We start from the raw sequence: 16,729 nt of genomic DNA on the forward strand, positions 1-16,729 counted from the left end.
GCGAATATGTAATTAATATTACGATTTTTAATTTAAGAACAAGAATTTTACGTAAAATTTGCAGAACTTCAACAAATCCGCAGACTTTATGGGGTTTTTACAAAAAAATGAAAATAAGAGCCTCGAAATAAACAAAAAAATTAATTAATTTGCTGTGTAAGAATTTGTGTGCTTCTTAAGTACTATTAATACGTAATAAGCATTATTTAAAAAAAATTACACACACCGTATAAGTTATATGCTTATTCATGGTATTTTTACACAAAATTTAAGCAGAGTTAATATACATGGTTAAAAAACTACATGGGAAGATTGCTCAGTTCCAGGTGGCTAATATGCTGCGGGAGCGTGGTCTGTACCCTTACTTCAGGCCTATCGAGTCTGCCCAGGACACAGAGGTTATCATTGATGGCCAGCGGGTTTTAATGTTTGGTTCTAACTCGTATTTAGGCCTTACCAATCACCCTAAAATTAAAGAAGCTTCAAAAAAAGCAATCGACAAATACGGTACAGGTTGTGCCGGCTCACGTTTTTTGAACGGTACACTTGATATCCACATCGAGCTTGAAAACAGGCTTGCCAGTTACGTTGGTAAACAGGCTACTGTTTTGTTCAGTACCGGTTACCAGGTTAACCTGGGTGTACTTTCGTGCGTTACCGGCAGGAACGACTATATCATCCTTGATGAGTATGACCACGCCTGTATCATTGACGGAAGCCGCTTATCGTTTTCAAAAGTGATCAAGTACGCCCATAATGATATGGCCGACCTGGAGCGTAAATTAAGCATCCTGCCCGAAGACGCCGTTAAGATCATTGCGGTTGACGGTATTTTCAGCATGGAAGGCGATATTGTTAAATTGCCTAAAATTGTTGAGCTTGCAGATACTTATGGCGCCAACATTATGGTTGATGACGCGCACAGCCTTGGTGTAATTGGCTACAAAGGAGCAGGTACAGCCTCGCACTTTAACCTTACCAATGATGTTGACCTGATTATGGGCACTTTCAGCAAATCATTAGCATCATTAGGAGGTTTTATTGCCAGCGATCAGGACACTATCGATTATATCAAACACCGCGCACGTTCATTGATGTTTAGCGCAAGTATGCCGCCGGGTTCGGTAGCGAGCGTTATTGCTGCTTTGGATATCATCGAATCTGAGCCCGAAAGGATCGAAAAGCTATGGGATAATACCAACTATGCCATGAAGCTTTTACTGGAAGAAGGTTTTGATCTTGGCCCAACTGAAAGCCCTATTTTGCCGATTTATGTTCGCGACAACGAAAAAACTTTCGCGGTTACCAAATACCTGCAAAACCTTGGCGTGTTTGTAAATCCTGTGGTGTCCCCTGCCGTTCCTTCCGATTCATCATTACTCCGTTTCTCGTTGATGGCAACCCATACCTTCGAGCAAATTGATGAAGCCGTTGATAAACTTACAAAAGCCTTTAAAGCTGTTGGCGTAGACGCCGCTTCTGTTAAGGAAAAAATATAATGAAATATTGTTTTGTGCATCCGGTTTACTTTTAAACTAAAGTAAACCGGATGCACATTATTATTTATAAGGCATACCAATTTGCCCTATTAATCATTTACCAGCATGATTACAATTGTAACGGTTAAATCAAAAAAACAACTGGCTTCGTTTATCGATTTTCCTCACGACCTGTATAAGAACGACCCGTACTACGTTCCTGAGCTTTTTATCGCCCAAAGGGATCTTTTAACTAAACATCCGTTTCATAAACACAATACTGTACAACCGTTTCTGGCTTACGATGGCGATAAAATTGTTGGCCGAATCGCCGCTATTTTAAATAACGGGCATAACGAGTACAGCCATGTGAATGATGGTTTCTGGGGATTTTTTGATTGCATCAACGATACTTCGGTTTCAACCGCTTTGTTTGAAACCGTTACCAGGTGGCTTAAAGAAAAAGGTGTAACCGGTAAATTGTTAGGCCCTACCAACTTTTCAACCAACGAGCCATGCGGCTTATTGATTGAAGGTTTTGACAGTTCGCCATTTTTGATGAACACCTACAACTTTGCCTATTACGCCAATTTGGTTGAAGCTTTTGGCTTTACCAAAGATGTTGACCTGATAGCATGGCACTGGGATGGGCAAAATTACGACGATAAATCGGTTCGCCTGTTAAATTCGCTCGAAGAGCGTTTAAAACGCAACGATATCGTGATCCGTAAAATCAACATGAAAAATTTCAAGGAAGAGGCGGTAAAACTTCGCGAAGTTTACAACTCTGCCTGGGATAAAAATACAGGCTTTGTACCGCTCACCGATGAAGAGTTTGATTACCTGGCCAAAGACCTGAAACTTATCCTCGACCCCGACTTTGCCATTGTAGCCGAGCACAAAGGCAAATTGGTGGCTTTTGGTTTGGCGCTGCCTAACTACAATGATATTTTTAAAACCATTAAACGCGGCAGGTTGCTGCCTACGGGCATTTTCAAATTGCTGTTTGGCAAAAAAGCGATTACAGGTATCCGTATTTACGCGTTGGGTGTTATTGAAGATTACCGCAAAATGGGCATTGAAGCCTGTTTATATGGCACCATCATCAGGGAGTATAAAGCTAAAGGCTACGCGCATGCCGAAGCAGGCTGGACATTGGAAAACAACGACATGGTGAACCGCGCCATTGAGGCGATAAAAGGCGATCCGTACAAAAAATACAGGCTATACCAAAAAGCGATATGAAGGAGCGGGTTTTAATAACCGGTGCAAGCGGATTTGTAGGATATCATTTGATAGAAGAGGCATTACAAAACAATTTTGAAGTTTTTATAGCGATACGAAAAAGCAGCAGGATCGATCATCTTAAAAACTTCGACATCCAATACATCTACCCCGAATTTAACAACCCGGAAGCTTTGAAACGGCAACTGGCCGAAATTAAGCCCGATTACATTATCCACGCCGCGGGCGTTACCAGCGCCCGGTCTGAAGCCGAATATAACCGCATTAACGCTACTTATACTTACAACCTGGCCCTGGCGGCAAAAGAAGCCTGCCCTACTTTAAAAAAGTTTGTATTGGTTGGCAGCCTTGCCGCAGTAGGCCCTTTAAATACCTTAAACGGGTTGATAACGGGGGATACAATCCCCCGGCCTGTTACCGCTTACGGTCGGAGCAAACTACTGGCCGAGCAAAAACTAAAAACGGTTACAGGTTTGAGCTACACCATACTGAGGCCTACCGCGGTTTATGGCCCGCGCGACACCGGCATATTTATATTTTTTAAACAGGTGGCTAAGGGCATTGAGCCCTACATTGGCAACGCACAACAAAAGCTGAGCTTTATATATGTTAAAGACCTGGCCAAGGCCTGCATTAAAGCGCTTTATGCCGTTAACAACCAAACATTTAACCTGAGCGACGGCAATTTTTACAGCCGTTATGAATTAGGCGACATCACCAAAAATGAGCTGAAACTCAAACCCCTTAAGTTTCATTTGCCTGTAAACTTTGTAAAAATAATTGCGGTGGTTTCTGAAAAACTGAGTTATTTGAGAAATAAAGCCGCGATACTGAACGTTGAAAAATTGAATGAACTGATGGCTGTTAACTGGCACTGTGATATTGAAGCAGCTAAATCCGATCTCGGTTTTTATCCCTCCTACAATCTGCAAGCCGGGGTGACCGAAACACTAAAATGGTATAAAGCCAACAATTGGCTTTAAACCCTCCAGATTTGCTTAACCAAATAAATTGTTACATAAAATGAAAATTAACATTACACCTGCCAATGGTAAGCTCGGCATCCTGATTCCCGGATTGGGTGCGGTAGCCACTACCTTGATTGCCGGCGTAGAGGCCGTTAAAAAAGGCATCTCGCAGCCAATTGGCTCCCTCACGCAAATGGGGCACATCCGCCTGGGTAAACGGACCGAAAACCGTAACCCTAAAATCAAAGAATTCGTTCCGCTGGCCGATCTTAACGATATCGTTTTCGGGGGCTGGGACGTTTACGAGGATAACGTATTTGAAGCCGCATCTAACGCGCAAGTGCTTGAATCAGGGTTGTTACATGCCGTGAAAGCCGAGTTGGAAGCTATTAAACCGATGAAAGCCGCGTTTGATAAAAACTACGCTAAAAACCTTGATGGTACACACGTTAAAACCGGAACCAGGCTTGAACTTGCCGAGCAGGTGATGGATGATATCAAAAACTTTAAAGAGGCTAACGGCCTTGACAGGGTTGTTTTGGTATGGTGCGGATCAACCGAGATCTATTACGAAGCATCGGCTGTGCACCAGTCGTTAGCGGCATTTGAAGAAGGCTTAAAAAACGACGATAAGCTGATCGCTCCAAGTATGATCTACGCTTACGCGGCCTTAAAACTGGGCGTACCTTTCGCTAACGGCGCCCCTAACTTAACTGTTGATATCCCTGCCTTGGTGGAGTTGGCTAAATTAACCAAAACCCCTATTGCCGGTAAAGATTTTAAAACCGGTCAAACTTTAATGAAAACCGTTTTGGCGCCGGGTTTGGCTGCCCGTTCATTGGGTGTGCATGGCTGGTTTTCAACCAACATTTTAGGTAACCGCGACGGCTGGGTGCTTGACGATCCGGATAACTTCAAAACCAAGGAAGTATCAAAACTGGGTGTATTGGAAGATATCTTTAAACCGGAAGATAACAAGGAGCTTTATGGTAACATTTACCACAAGATCCGCATCAACTACTACCCTCCGCATGGCGATAACAAAGAAAGCTGGGACAACATTGACATTTTTGGCTGGTTAGGCTACAAAATGCAGATCAAGATCAATTTCCTTTGCCGCGATTCGATCCTGGCAGCTCCTATCGCGCTGGATCTGGCAATATTCTGCGATCTGGCTAAACGTGCCGGTATGAGCGGTGTGCAGGAATGGTTGTCCTTCTACCTGAAATCGCCTCAAACCGCGCCTGGTTTACCGGCCGAAAACGATATCTTTAAACAACTGATCAAACTGGAAAACACCCTGCGTTACATCATGGGTGAAGACCTGATCACCCACCTCGGGTTAGATTATTACGAAGACGCGTTTGCCGGGCAATAATCGCCGTTAACGACATAACGTTACAAACAGCCGTGGGTAGTGATGCTGCTTCACGGCTGTTTGTTTTTGTTTGGTAAAAATCTGCAATCTGCGGTAACAATAATTTACACATGCTGTTGTAATTGCGGTTTGTAAAACGATATGTTAAAAAGTGTTATTATGCTATACAGGTTACAATTTTACCAGGTTGCAGAAGTTAAATGACTTATATAAGGCTATGGGTAAACAATATTTGACTTTTTGACCACATTAGTCTGTAGTGTTTTTTTTTTACCTTTGGCCTGTTAATTGCAAGCTCCGATAATTATCTGCCGGGAGCGTACTAATGTTCAACAAAACAGGTTATTATCAGGCGGATACCTGTAAAAAAAGGGGCGGAACAATATATCTGCCAAAAGTATAGATTAAACTAATACATACGTCTTTATAACAAGTATAGCAGTATTACAGTGGAAAAAAGAAGTTTGTATTTGCACAATTGCTCAAGATACATGGATTTTAAAAGAATTTATAAAAGCTTATTTTTCCTGATACTGTTCTTTTCAGCTTCGGCTTTGTATGCACAGCAAACGGTAATAACCGGTACCGTTACAGATGCCGGTAACAAACAAACCCTGCCTTCTGTAAGCATTTCATTTACCGGTACCACCATAGGCACCACTGCCGATGTAAACGGGAAATACCGTCTCGTAACATCAAACCAGGATTTAAAACAAATAAAAGTTTCTTTTTTAGGCTATAAAGACGCGTTTTTAACCGTTGTGCCAGGTAAAGAACAGGTAATTAATGTACGGTTGTCCACCGCCTCGCAACAGTTGAACGAAGTTGTGGTAAAATCAGCCAAAAGAACTACCAGGTATCGTAATAAAGATAACCCGGCTGTAGAACTGATTCGTAAGGTTATTGAAAACAAGGAAAAAAACCGCCCTGAAGCTTATAATTACGTAGAGTACAAGGAATACGACAAAATGATGTTCGCGCTGAGCAATGTATCCGCGCAGTTTTCCGACAGGAAGTTTTTCCGCAAATACAAATTCATTTTAGATAACCGCGACAGCTCATTGGTGCCGGGTAAATCCTTGCTTCCAATTTATTTGGATGAAAAAGTACAGCAGGTTTACTATCGTAAAAAACCTGAAAAAACCCGGGAAAACGTATTAGGTCAAAAAAGTGTTAATTACGGGCCGGGCATTGATAATGAAGGCCTTACCCAATATTTTAAACACCTGTACAACAAGGTTGATATTTACACCAATAACGTATTTTTAATAACCAGCCAGTTTTTAAGTCCTATTTCAGACAACTCGCCAAACTATTACAAATTTTTTATTGCTGATACCATTGTTGATGAGCACAACCAAAAGCTGATCAAGCTTGATTTTACCCCGCGCAACACTACTGATGTATTATTTGAAGGTAGTATTTACATTACGCAGGATGGTAACTTTGCCGTTCAGAAATGTGATCTGACCATCAACAAGCATATCAATATCAACTTCATCAGGTCGATGACTGTTAACCTGGAGTTTCAGCAAAACCCCGACGGGCGTTACCACCTGAGCAAAAGCACTACCATTGCAGATTTTGGCGCCTCTAAAAAAGATGCGAAGAGTGGGTTGTTTGGGATAAGGGCCATAACGTTCAGCAATTATGTGGTGAATAAAGCCCGGCCGGATACCACCTACGAGGGATCGGAATATGCCGAACTGAGCGATGAAGTGAAGCACCGTCCGGAATCGTTCTGGCAGGAAAACAGACCCGATACGCTAACCGCTGCCGAGGGTAAGGTTTATAAAAATATTGATAGTTTGCGCAATATGCCCTCGTTTAAACGTACGGTAGATATTGCTACGTTATTACTGGCAGGCTATAAAGGTTTTGGCAAATTTGAGTTAGGCCCCGCAAACACGTTTTACAGCTTCAACCCGGTTGAAGGGTTTAGGTTACGTGTGGGTGGCCGTACCACGCCCGAACTGAGTAAACGTTATTATTTTGAAACTTATGCCGCTTACGGTTTTAAAGATGAGCGCTGGAAATACTTCTTAAGTGCTACCTATTCGCTTAACGATAAATCCATCTATCGTTTTCCGCAAAACTATATCCGTGCAAGCTTTCAGCGCGATACAAAAATTCCGGGCGCAAGCCTGCAGTTTGTGCAGGAGGATAACTTCCTGCTATCATTTAAGCGCGGCGTGAACGACAAGTTCTTATATAACGATTTTTACCGCTTTGACTATGTGCATGAACTGGAAAGCCATTTCTCGTACGAGATGGGTTTTAAAAGGTGGACACAGGAACCCGCAGGATCATTATATTTTAACAATGTAATTGATGGCTTTGCCCATTCGGTTCACCAGCTTACTACTACCGAGTTAACCGGTAGCGTGCGCTGGGCACCTCATGAGCAGTTTTACCAGGGAAAGATTTACAGGATACCTATTCCAAACAAATACCCCGCCTTTGAGTTAGACTATACAGCAGGGATAAAAGGTTTATTTAACGGCGAATACAACTACCAGAAACTTGATTTCCGTGCCGATAAGCGTTTTTACTTTTCGCAGTTAGGCTACGCGGATATCAATGTTTCGGCAGGCAAAATCTTCGGTACCGTTCCATATCCGTTGTTAACTATTCACCGGGCCAACCAAACCTACGCTTACGATATTGATTCGTATAACCTGATGAACTTCCTGGAGTTTGTGAGCGATAAGTACGCGAGTTTCAGGATCGATCAGCACTTCAGCGGTTTCTTCTTTAACAAAATACCTTTGCTAAAGAAACTGAAATGGCGCGAAACAGCATCGGTTAAAGTACTTTACGGTGGCCTGTCTGATCAGAACAACCCATCAATACACCCGGCCTTATACCAGTTACCGGTTGGTACCGATGGCGTACCTATTACTTACACTTTGGGCAAAACGCCTTATGTTGAAGGTAGTGTTGGTATCGAAAATATATTTAAATTTATACGCATAGATTTTGTAAGACGCTTTAATTACCTTGATCAGCCAAATGTTGCCCAATGGGGACTTCGTACAAGGGTTAAATTCGACTTTTAAACATCGCGCCTAATACGTAGAGAAAATGGAACAACAAGCAACAACATTGAGAAAATCTTTTAGAACCAGCCTTCAATTAGGTATTTATAAGGTTATTGATCCGTTTGTAAAGATCCTCATAAAAATCGGCTTAACTCCTAATGCCGTTACCACTATCGGTTTTGTGCTGAATGTGGGCGTAGCAGGCATATTTATTTTAGGAGCGGAAGAAGGTAACCGCGGCGACCTGAGTTATGTTGGCTGGGCCGGCGGATTGATATTGTTTGCTGGATTGTTTGATATGCTTGACGGGCAGGTTGCACGTTTAGGTAACATGAAATCAACATTTGGGGCATTATATGATTCGGTGCTTGACCGCTACAGTGAGCTGATTATGTTTTTGGGCATCTGCTATTACCTGGTGGCCCATCACTACTTTTTAAGTTCGATAGCGGCGTTTATAGCCTTGATAGGTTCTATGATGGTAAGTTACGTACGCGCCCGTGCCGAAGGCCTTGGCGTTGAAATTAAAGGCGGTTTAATGCAGCGCCCCGAACGTGTAGTTACCATTGGTTTATGCGCGGCCCTATCAGGCATTGTGGCCCAATATATAGGCGGTAACTACAAGTTATTTATCCCCGGAATTAAATTCCATGTATTTGAAACCATATCGATATTTACCATCCCGTTGGTAATCCTTGCAGTGCTTACTAACATAACTGCCTTTAACCGCTTAAAAGAGGCTAAAAAAGCATTGATAAAACTGGAAGAGGAAGGGAAATAAGTCTAAAGTTCCGAGCCTGAAGTCTTAAGTTCTAAGTCGAGGGTTTAAATACTTTCAGGCTCTCGACTGCTGACTTCGGACTTAGAACTTCAGACGTAGAACTTTCGACTTAGGCACAAATATCATATCTTCGCAACATTAAAACAAAGGCCTTTACATAAGCTCGTTTCTTTGCTAAAATTGCCTTATCGGTTAACAACCGCTCGTCCCTTAAATAATTAAACACACCATAAACAGGCAGGGAGATCCTGAAAGCATTTTCAAACCTGATTATAACATGAAAAAGAAATATGTATCCAACTCGCAGGAGTCTGTGAGGATGTTTAAAAGCGATTTTTTAGAGGCTCTTTCAAAAGTTCACTGGACGGTGCCTTTGTATATTTTTGTACCTGTTATCGGCTATTGCAGCTACAAATATTTCGACACGATGGGGTTCAATATCCTGGGCTATATCGGCATGTTTTTCTTCGGCCTGTTTATATGGACGCTTACAGAATATGTGATGCACCGCTTTGTATTCCACTATCACCCGAGCGAAAAACTGGAATGGGCGCAACGTTTACACTTCATTATGCACGGTGTACATCACGATTATCCGAGCGACGCCAAACGCTTGGTGTTACCACCATCTTTAAGCATTCCGTTAGCTACCGGGTTTTTCTTTTTGTTTAAATGGTTATTACCTGTTAATTACATCTGGGGATTTTTTCCAGGCTTTATTTTAGGCTATCTGATCTATGATATTTCGCATTATGCCATGCACCACTTTAACTTTAAAAGTGGTTTATTCAAAAAAATAAAGCAACACCATATGCTGCACCACTACCAGGACCCTGATAAAGGTTACGGTGTAAGCTCGCCGTTTTGGGATAAAATTTTCCGTTCAGATTTCTTAAAAAAATAGCATGGGCAGTGCCAACCACGGCGTTAAGGTAAATATCCGCTCGATCATTATCATTTCGCTGCTTTCTATCGCTTACCTGGCATTTTCAACATTCCTGATAGGGTACAAACCGGATGAGCTAACGCTTGTGTTGATTTTTAATGTGCTTTTTTATGCTTCGGCCATAACCCGTAAGTTTATTTTAGGCTTCACTATTTTTATAGTGTACTGGATCATTTTTGATTACATGAAGGCCTTCCCCAACTACAACTATAACCCGGTACACATAGCCCAGCTTTACAATGCCGAAAAGCACTTGTTCGGGATCCATTTTAATGGCAAGCTACTTACCCCTAACGAGTACTGGCTGGCCAACACCCAAACCTATATTGATGTAATATCGGGCTTGTTTTATTTGTGCTGGATCCCTGTACCGCTGGGTTTCGCGGCTTATTTGTTTTTTAAAAACAAAAAGCAGTTCCTTAATTTTTCAATAACTTTTGTATTGGTGAACATGCTGGGGTTTATAGTTTACTACGCTTATCCCGCAGCTCCGCCATGGTTTGTACAGCAACACGGGTTTCATTTTATCCCGCTAACCATGGGTAATACCGCGGGCCTGGCACGGTTTGATGCATTTTTCCACGCCGAAATCTTTAAAAACATCTATACAAAAGGTTCCAATGTGTTCGCGGCCATGCCGTCGTTGCATTCCTCCTACCCGGTAATTGTACTTTACTATGGGTTAAAAAACCGCCTGGGCTGGGTTAATGTTTTCTTCGCGATAGTTACTGTTGGTATTTGGTTTACGGCGGTGTACGCGAGCCATCATTATGTGCTGGACGTATTGGCGGGTATTACCACAGCTTGCCTGGGCATAGCGCTTTTCAATTTTTCAGTGAAGAAATTTCCCGCTATGCAACAAGCTCTCAATAGTTATCAGCGGGTAATTTCTTAGAACCATTAAATTCAAATCATTTTCAGGGTAAATAAAACACCATATCCCTGACTTACGGGGAGAGCGTCGTTGATTTCGCGAAACGGCTTTAAATTTATTTCCGCTTGTATTATTGAGGGGAGTCTTTGCTACCGATGCAATCTTGACGGCATTTGCACTTCGCTATAAGTTAAATACAACAATTCCTTTTTTATATACGCTTCGGCGGGTTCAACAAGTCGCCTTCAAAAGCCTATTAACAGATGTTGAACATTTTTTTCGTGCCTATCAATTTGAAAAACAAGCCCTAAGGCGCTGCAATCGCACAAAAAGCCCTATAAGTTGTTTAAATCGCCGTTTATTCCCTTGAACAGGCACACTATTTGAGAAAAAATAGAAACATTAATTGTATATTCGGGTAATCGGTTCATATGAAGAGACTTATCACTCTACTTATTATTATCACCGCTGTGTTTAATCTGACCGCGCGCGCAAGTGAGCTGGACAGTCTTAAACAAAAATTACAGGTAACCAGCGATTCGCTTAAAGGTCCGATTTACACCCAGATCGCGGCTCATTACTTAGGTTACGACACCGTATCCACCCGCCGTATGAAATACTATTTTCAAACAGAGGCGCTAAATTATACCATGCTTGCCCTGCACAGCTATTCGGCTTATAATGATACATTAGGGCTGCGCACCAGCTTTAACGCGCTGGCTAAGGTATACCGCTCGCAACGTAAATTTAGCCAGGCCAAATGGTTTATACTACAGTCGAACACCATATCGAGGCAACGGAAGGATACGCTGAACATCATCGCCTCATTGGTTGAACTTGCTGCCATTAAAAGCGATATAAAAGATTATAAGCTAAGTATGCGGGATTTGAACGATGCTTTGGCCTTATCCTTAAAAACGCATGACCCTAAAAAAGAGTCGATAGTTCAGGTTGGCTACGCCGAGCTTTATCGTAAAATGAATGATTTTGAAAAGGCTGCCATCGCCATCAAACGACACGAATTTCTGGACGATAGCCTGAACCAGGTAACGATAGACAGCATTGCCCAGGTAAATATTGCCAAAACCATCCAGCTTAAAAAGAAGGATTCGATACTGGCTAAAAAAAAAGTTTATACCGCCAACTTCAGGCGCAGGCCCATGCTCAAATCAGCCAGGAGCGTAGCATTTCCATCCTCCTCATTATTGTTATTGTCCTCATCGTTATAAGCGCCTTTATTTTTTATAAGAGAAAGAGAGGCGGCCGCCGGCGTTTACATATCCGAAAGCAAAAAAAATAAATTAAACTGCAAGCGTTTAATCGTGTCAAAACATTAACATGAAAAAGTTGATAATTATGTTGATTGTGCTGTTTGGCTTTAACAGTGCCTACAGCCAAAGCAGCAGCAGGTTTAAAGCCGAATTTTTAGCACGGATAAACGCCACCCGGCAAAAAGGCTGCAACTGCGGCAATAAGTACTTCCCGCCTGCCCCTCCCCTCACCTGGAACGATGACCTGGAGGATGCGGCGATTGCCCATGCTAAAGATATGGCCCGGCAAAGCTATTTCAGCCATACCAGTAAAGACGGCCGTAGCATGGAAGACAGGATAGTTTCTGCAGGTTACAAGTTTAAAGGCTATAAAAGCTTTGCCATCGGCGAAAATATAGCGCAGGGGCAACTCAGCATTCCCGAAGTAATGGATGGCTGGTTTAAAAGCGAAGGGCACTGCCAAAACCTGATGAACCCCGATTTTAAAGAAATTGGCGTTGCCGAATACAAAAATTACTGGGTGCAGGATTTTGGTGGCCGTACCGAGTTCTCGGCTCAGCAGCAAAAGCTCATCAAATCCGGGAAATACAGGTTAATACAGGAAAAACCGGTTGAGCGGCATTGAGATTTGTCTGAACTCGAATTTGGGGAAATTTTCTTTGCATTCGTTAAATTCAAAAAATCGGGGTCAGACAACTTATTCTGCTTGTGGTTTCGGCTTTGGCTCTCTCGGTCCGCGTTTATAAATGATCAAACCGTTTAAAAAGTTACGCAATATCTGGTCTCCGCAGGGTTTAAAGTTGGGATGATCATCGGCGCGGAATATGGCCCCTATTTCTGCTTTGGTGATCCTGAAATTAACCAACGCCAGCACTTTGATGATATCATCATCCGTAAATTTCATAGCCACCCGCAGCTTTTTCATTATATCATTATTGCTCATCTTTATCTCTTTTTTCGTTAAAACAAAGTTATCGCGAAATCTCCATCTTCACTTTTTTTCCTTTAATTTTTTCCGCTTTGATCTGTCGCACCACAGCTTCTATTTTATCGCGCTTAATAGCCGCGTACGACGAATGGTCGAGCACCTCTATCAACCCGAGGTCATCCTTTGCTAATCCACCTTTTTTTAGCAGCAAGCCTACTATATCTACCTTGTTCACCTTATCTTTTTTACCTGCTGCTATATAAAGCGTAACCCATGGTGATGCGGGCGGAAAAATTAACTTTTCGGGCAGTACTTCAACTTCGGGTAACTCTTTTAAATAAGGCAACTTTTCATCGGGCGCGAGCATCAGGTACGAGGTGCCTTTGGCATTCATCCTGGCGGTACGGCCATTGCGGTGCACAAATGCCTCTTCGTTATGAGGTAGCTGGTAGTGGATTACAAATTCAATCTCTGGGATATCTAACCCCCTCGATGCCAAATCGGTAGTGATCAGCAGGCGGTGGCTCCCGTTCCTGAATTTAAGCAGCGCGCGCTCCCGGTCGTCCTGTTCCATACCGCCATGAAAAATATCATGCTCCAAACCTTTATACCACAGTAACTCGCTAATGCGGTCTACCGCTTCGCGGTGGTTACAGAATACAAGCGTAGCTTTGTTTCCTATTTTGCAAATGAGAGCGAACAAGGCTTCAAGCTTATCAGCGGCCTCGCTGATCACTGCCATTTGTTTGATATCGGGGGCCGATAGTGTATTGGTTAAAAAATTGACTTCTTTGTATTGAGTGATCCCGGTAAAGGCCGGGATTTCATCCATTTTGGTAGCCGAAGTAAGGATGCGCCTGTTAATTGCCGGCATCTGCCTGATGATATAAGCCATATCCTCCTGGAAACCAAATTCGAGCGCCTTATCAAATTCATCCAGCACCAATGTTTGTATGGTTTCGGTACTAAAGTTTTCTTCGCGTAAGTGATATGCTATCCGCCCCGGTGTACCTACCAAAACCGCCGGGGGCTGCGACAGGTTATTACGCTCAACTTTAACCGCATGCCCGCCATAGCAACAATTAATTTTGAAGCCGGTGCCCATAGCTTTCCAAACCTGCTCTATCTGTAAAGCCAATTCACGCGACGGGGCAAGGATCATTACCTGTACCGTGCTTACGTCTTTTTTAAGCATACCAAGCAAGGGCAATAAAAAACCAAGCGTTTTGCCCGACCCGGTGGGCGATAACAAAATTACATCTCCCGTTTTGGCGGCGCTGAGCGCGGCATGCTGCATGGGGTTAAGGGCAGTTATGCCAAGGTTACTAAGCGCCTGATTAATCATCGAATTTATTAATGAACCGCAAAGATACGGTAAATATTCGGGGGCGAAGACCAGGAGTTACATCTACACTTGGTTGAAAAGGGGAAAGAGAAAATGTTTCCAGGTATGCTTCTCTTATCTACTCCGCAACGAGGGCATTCAGGTTAAGCTTTACAAACCGTGCTATATGTTTAGCATCATTATGGCTCAGGTTACCCATGCCCGTATATTCCCACTCTTGCATGTTATCATCAAAAACAATATCGCCAAGGTCGGTTTCGCCTTCATCTAAACTAAACACCCCTGTGGCGTAAACATCTGTACCGGGCATTTTCTGGTGTACCGGCCGGATCGTGATATGACGCAAACCATCATCAGTATCCAGATCATAAATAACAGGTTGTTTCATGTATATTATACAATAGGAACACCTTTTTGTTTAAAAGTTTGCCTTATGGTTAATTAACTACCAGCCCATGATATCCATTACCCGTTTAAACTCGGGTTGAAGCCCGGCCTCTATATTTATCTCCATCGCGGTAACAGGGTGTTCAAAAGTTAACTGCGAGGCGTGCAGCAACATGGTATTCATTTCCCAGCGTTCTGAAAACAGCTTGTTCTGTTTGTTACAGCCATGGGTACGGTCACCTATAATGGGGTGAAAAATGTGGCTCAGGTGTTTGCGCAGCTGGTGCATACGGCCGGTGGCGGGTACGGCTTCAACCAACGAATATCTTGATGTTGGATGCTTGCCGAAGGCGATGTCAAGCTCCGCGCGTTTTAAGGTTGTGTACGATGTAAAAGCATCCTGAAGTGTGCCGTTCTCCTTACGTAGCGGATAATCAATGTCCTCGGCATCGATAGTATGCCCCCGAACTATGGCAAGGTATTTTTTACTTACCCGGTTCTCCATAAAAGCCTTTTGCATGGCTATCTCTGTTTGCTTATCAAAAGCGAAAAGCAAAATGCCGCCGGTTTTACGATCGATACGATGAACAGGGTTTACCTTTGCGTCAATCTGGTCGCGCAACAATTGCAGGGCAAATTGAGAAGCATCTGCCGCTATGGGCGACCGGTGAACCAGCAAACCATGAGGTTTATTAATAGCTACAAGGTTTTCATCGCGGTATATGATCTCTAACATAGGCATTTTACAAACACCGAATTTACAGTGATTTTTTGTTTCTGAAAGTAAAGGCATGTAATTGACTCTTTCCGGAAGACAAAGCAATATCTCCATAAAATAAAAAAGCCGCCCAAAAACGAGCGGCTTAACTTATAAAATCAGTAATGCAATAAATTAGAATGTAAACTGACTGAAGAGTTTTTCAATCAGCCAACTTTAGGATATAAAATAAACAAAATAACTACTTTAAGCAGTACTTATTCCGCTTTTTCAGTTTCAGAAGCTTCAGCTTTTTTGCTTGAAGCCGGTTTTACCGGCTTTGCAACAACCGGCGCCTTTTCTGCAAGCACTACCGCGTCGCCTTTTTTGGCTTTTTTTGCCTTGGGCGCTTCGGCTACTGTTGCCACGTGTACCACGGGACTTAGTTTTGAAGCCAATGTTTTAGCCAGGTTTTTTGAAGCTTTATCAATAGCTTTTTTTGCTTTTTTAATGTCGGGGCCAAATTCACTTACCAGGGTTTCTATCTGAGAGGTCAGCTTTTCTTTTAACTGCTTTTTTAATGCTTTACGGGCTTGTTTGGTAGCTGCTTTATCTTTAATATTTTTCATGTGAATGGATTAGAAATCAGATTGGTTGAACGTATCAATATTTTGACACACAAAAGTAAGTTAAATTCAAGTTGATTTAATATTATCTTTATGTTAACAATAGTAATATTTGTTAATTTTTTATTAATTGAGAATCAGCAGGAATAAAAAAAATGAAATCGTATTTCTTTCGTAAGCCAGGATATTTTATCAGCGTTGAATTATTAATTTTTTGATGGCCTGTGGGTTAATTCATACCTTAGCCGCTTAATTGTATTTGCTCCCGATCATCATGATTAAAGATTTAAGCGCGTTAACCCAGGTTGCCGAATTTCACAGCACCTTTAAACATCCTATTATTGAAAAGCCGGCCATCCCATCAAAATCACGTTCAGACCTGCGTGTTGAACTGATTGCCGAAGAACTAAAGGAATTGCAACAGGCTATTAATGATAATGATATAATTGAAGTAGCCGATGCCCTTTGCGATTTGCAGTATGTATTATCGGGCGCGGTACTTGAATTTGGTTTAGGATCAAGGTTTAAGGAGTTGTTTGATGAAGTTCATCGCTCAAACATGAGCAAAGCCTGCAAAACCGTTGAAGAAGCCGAAGCAACCATTGCCCATTACAAAGCAAAATCCGGTACTGACGCTTATTACAAAGAAATTGACGGCCTGTACCTGGTATACCGTACCGCTGATCACAAAACACTAAAATCAATCAACTATTCGCCTGCCGATTTAAAAGGTATTATAGGCTAATCATTCACTAAAAACTAAC

The 16,729-nt window shown here is 42.4% G+C and carries 16 protein-coding genes; 11 read left to right on the forward strand and 5 right to left on the reverse strand.

Annotated elements, in window-relative coordinates; translation table 11 throughout:
* Positions 1 to 287 precede the first annotated feature (287 nt).
* The 10 genes from spt to LX99_RS10175 all read left to right on the forward strand — a co-directional run bounded on the left by spt (position 288) and on the right by LX99_RS10175 (position 12,607).
* Complete coding sequence (gene spt / locus LX99_RS10130; RefSeq protein WP_022830576.1) at positions 288 to 1,499, forward strand: serine palmitoyltransferase; 1,212 nt, start codon at positions 288 to 290, stop codon at positions 1,497 to 1,499.
* A 105-nt stretch (positions 1,500 to 1,604) separates the two neighbouring features.
* Positions 1,605 to 2,723, forward strand: coding sequence for a GNAT family N-acetyltransferase (locus LX99_RS10135; RefSeq protein ID WP_109607781.1), 1,119 nt, complete (start codon positions 1,605 to 1,607; stop codon positions 2,721 to 2,723).
* Positions 2,720 to 3,706, forward strand: a complete 987-nt coding sequence (locus tag LX99_RS10140) for an NAD-dependent epimerase/dehydratase family protein (protein ID WP_109607782.1) — start codon at positions 2,720 to 2,722, stop codon at positions 3,704 to 3,706. Before LX99_RS10135 ends, LX99_RS10140 begins: the two co-directional genes overlap by 4 nt.
* A 40-nt stretch (positions 3,707 to 3,746) precedes the next feature.
* Positions 3,747 to 5,069 carry an inositol-3-phosphate synthase gene (locus tag LX99_RS10145; protein ID WP_109607783.1) on the forward strand — a complete coding sequence of 441 codons (1,323 nt, stop codon included), beginning with the start codon at positions 3,747 to 3,749 and terminating at the stop codon, positions 5,067 to 5,069.
* A 491-nt stretch (positions 5,070 to 5,560) separates the two neighbouring features.
* Positions 5,561 to 8,128, forward strand: coding sequence for a DUF5686 and carboxypeptidase-like regulatory domain-containing protein (locus LX99_RS10150; RefSeq protein WP_109607784.1), 2,568 nt, complete (start codon positions 5,561 to 5,563; stop codon positions 8,126 to 8,128).
* Between the two features lie 25 nt (positions 8,129 to 8,153).
* A complete protein-coding gene (locus LX99_RS10155; RefSeq protein ID WP_109607785.1) occupies positions 8,154 to 8,891 on the forward strand; it encodes a CDP-alcohol phosphatidyltransferase family protein in 738 nt (245 codons plus the stop codon).
* Between the two features lie 277 nt (positions 8,892 to 9,168).
* On the forward strand, positions 9,169 to 9,795 hold the full coding sequence (locus tag LX99_RS10160) for a sterol desaturase family protein (RefSeq protein WP_109607786.1): 627 nt from the start codon (positions 9,169 to 9,171) through the stop codon (positions 9,793 to 9,795).
* A gap of 1 nt (position 9,796) precedes the next feature.
* Positions 9,797 to 10,732 carry a phosphatase PAP2 family protein gene (locus LX99_RS10165; RefSeq protein WP_109607787.1) on the forward strand — a complete coding sequence of 312 codons (936 nt, stop codon included), beginning with the start codon at positions 9,797 to 9,799 and terminating at the stop codon, positions 10,730 to 10,732.
* Positions 10,733 to 11,142: 410 nt separating this feature from the next.
* The gene (locus LX99_RS10170) at positions 11,143 to 11,940 is read left to right on the forward strand and encodes a hypothetical protein (protein WP_109607788.1); all 798 of its coding nucleotides are present in this window, start codon (positions 11,143 to 11,145) and stop codon (positions 11,938 to 11,940) included.
* A 109-nt stretch (positions 11,941 to 12,049) separates the two neighbouring features.
* Entirely contained in the window at positions 12,050 to 12,607 is a 558-nt protein-coding gene (locus LX99_RS10175) for a CAP domain-containing protein (RefSeq protein ID WP_109607789.1), read from the forward strand.
* Between the two features lie 72 nt (positions 12,608 to 12,679).
* Here the strand turns inward: LX99_RS10175 and LX99_RS10180 are convergent, their stop codons facing one another.
* The 5 genes from LX99_RS10180 to LX99_RS10200 form a co-directional block, all read right to left on the reverse strand.
* Complete coding sequence (locus tag LX99_RS10180) at positions 12,680 to 12,925, reverse strand: DUF1456 family protein (protein ID WP_022832440.1); 246 nt, start codon at positions 12,923 to 12,925, stop codon at positions 12,680 to 12,682.
* 28 nt (positions 12,926 to 12,953) lie between these two features.
* Positions 12,954 to 14,255 carry a DEAD/DEAH box helicase gene (locus LX99_RS10185; protein WP_109607790.1) on the reverse strand — a complete coding sequence of 434 codons (1,302 nt, stop codon included), beginning with the start codon at positions 14,253 to 14,255 and terminating at the stop codon, positions 12,954 to 12,956.
* 118 nt (positions 14,256 to 14,373) lie between these two features.
* The gene (locus tag LX99_RS10190) at positions 14,374 to 14,643 is read right to left on the reverse strand and encodes a hypothetical protein (protein ID WP_109607791.1); all 270 of its coding nucleotides are present in this window, start codon (positions 14,641 to 14,643) and stop codon (positions 14,374 to 14,376) included.
* 57 nt (positions 14,644 to 14,700) lie between these two features.
* A complete protein-coding gene (locus LX99_RS10195) occupies positions 14,701 to 15,378 on the reverse strand; it encodes a pseudouridine synthase (protein WP_109608062.1) in 678 nt (225 codons plus the stop codon).
* Between the two features lie 239 nt (positions 15,379 to 15,617).
* Complete coding sequence (locus LX99_RS10200) at positions 15,618 to 15,968, reverse strand: hypothetical protein (protein WP_109607792.1); 351 nt, start codon at positions 15,966 to 15,968, stop codon at positions 15,618 to 15,620.
* Positions 15,969 to 16,239: 271 nt separating this feature from the next.
* Here LX99_RS10200 and LX99_RS10205 point away from each other — a divergent pair, with 271 nt between their 5' ends.
* A complete protein-coding gene (locus LX99_RS10205; RefSeq protein ID WP_211318995.1) occupies positions 16,240 to 16,710 on the forward strand; it encodes a pyrophosphohydrolase domain-containing protein in 471 nt (156 codons plus the stop codon).
* The last annotated feature ends 19 nt before the right edge of the window (positions 16,711 to 16,729 follow it).

It is taken from the genome of Mucilaginibacter oryzae, assembly GCF_003148845.1.
Lineage (GTDB): Bacteria > Bacteroidota > Bacteroidia > Sphingobacteriales > Sphingobacteriaceae > Mucilaginibacter > Mucilaginibacter oryzae.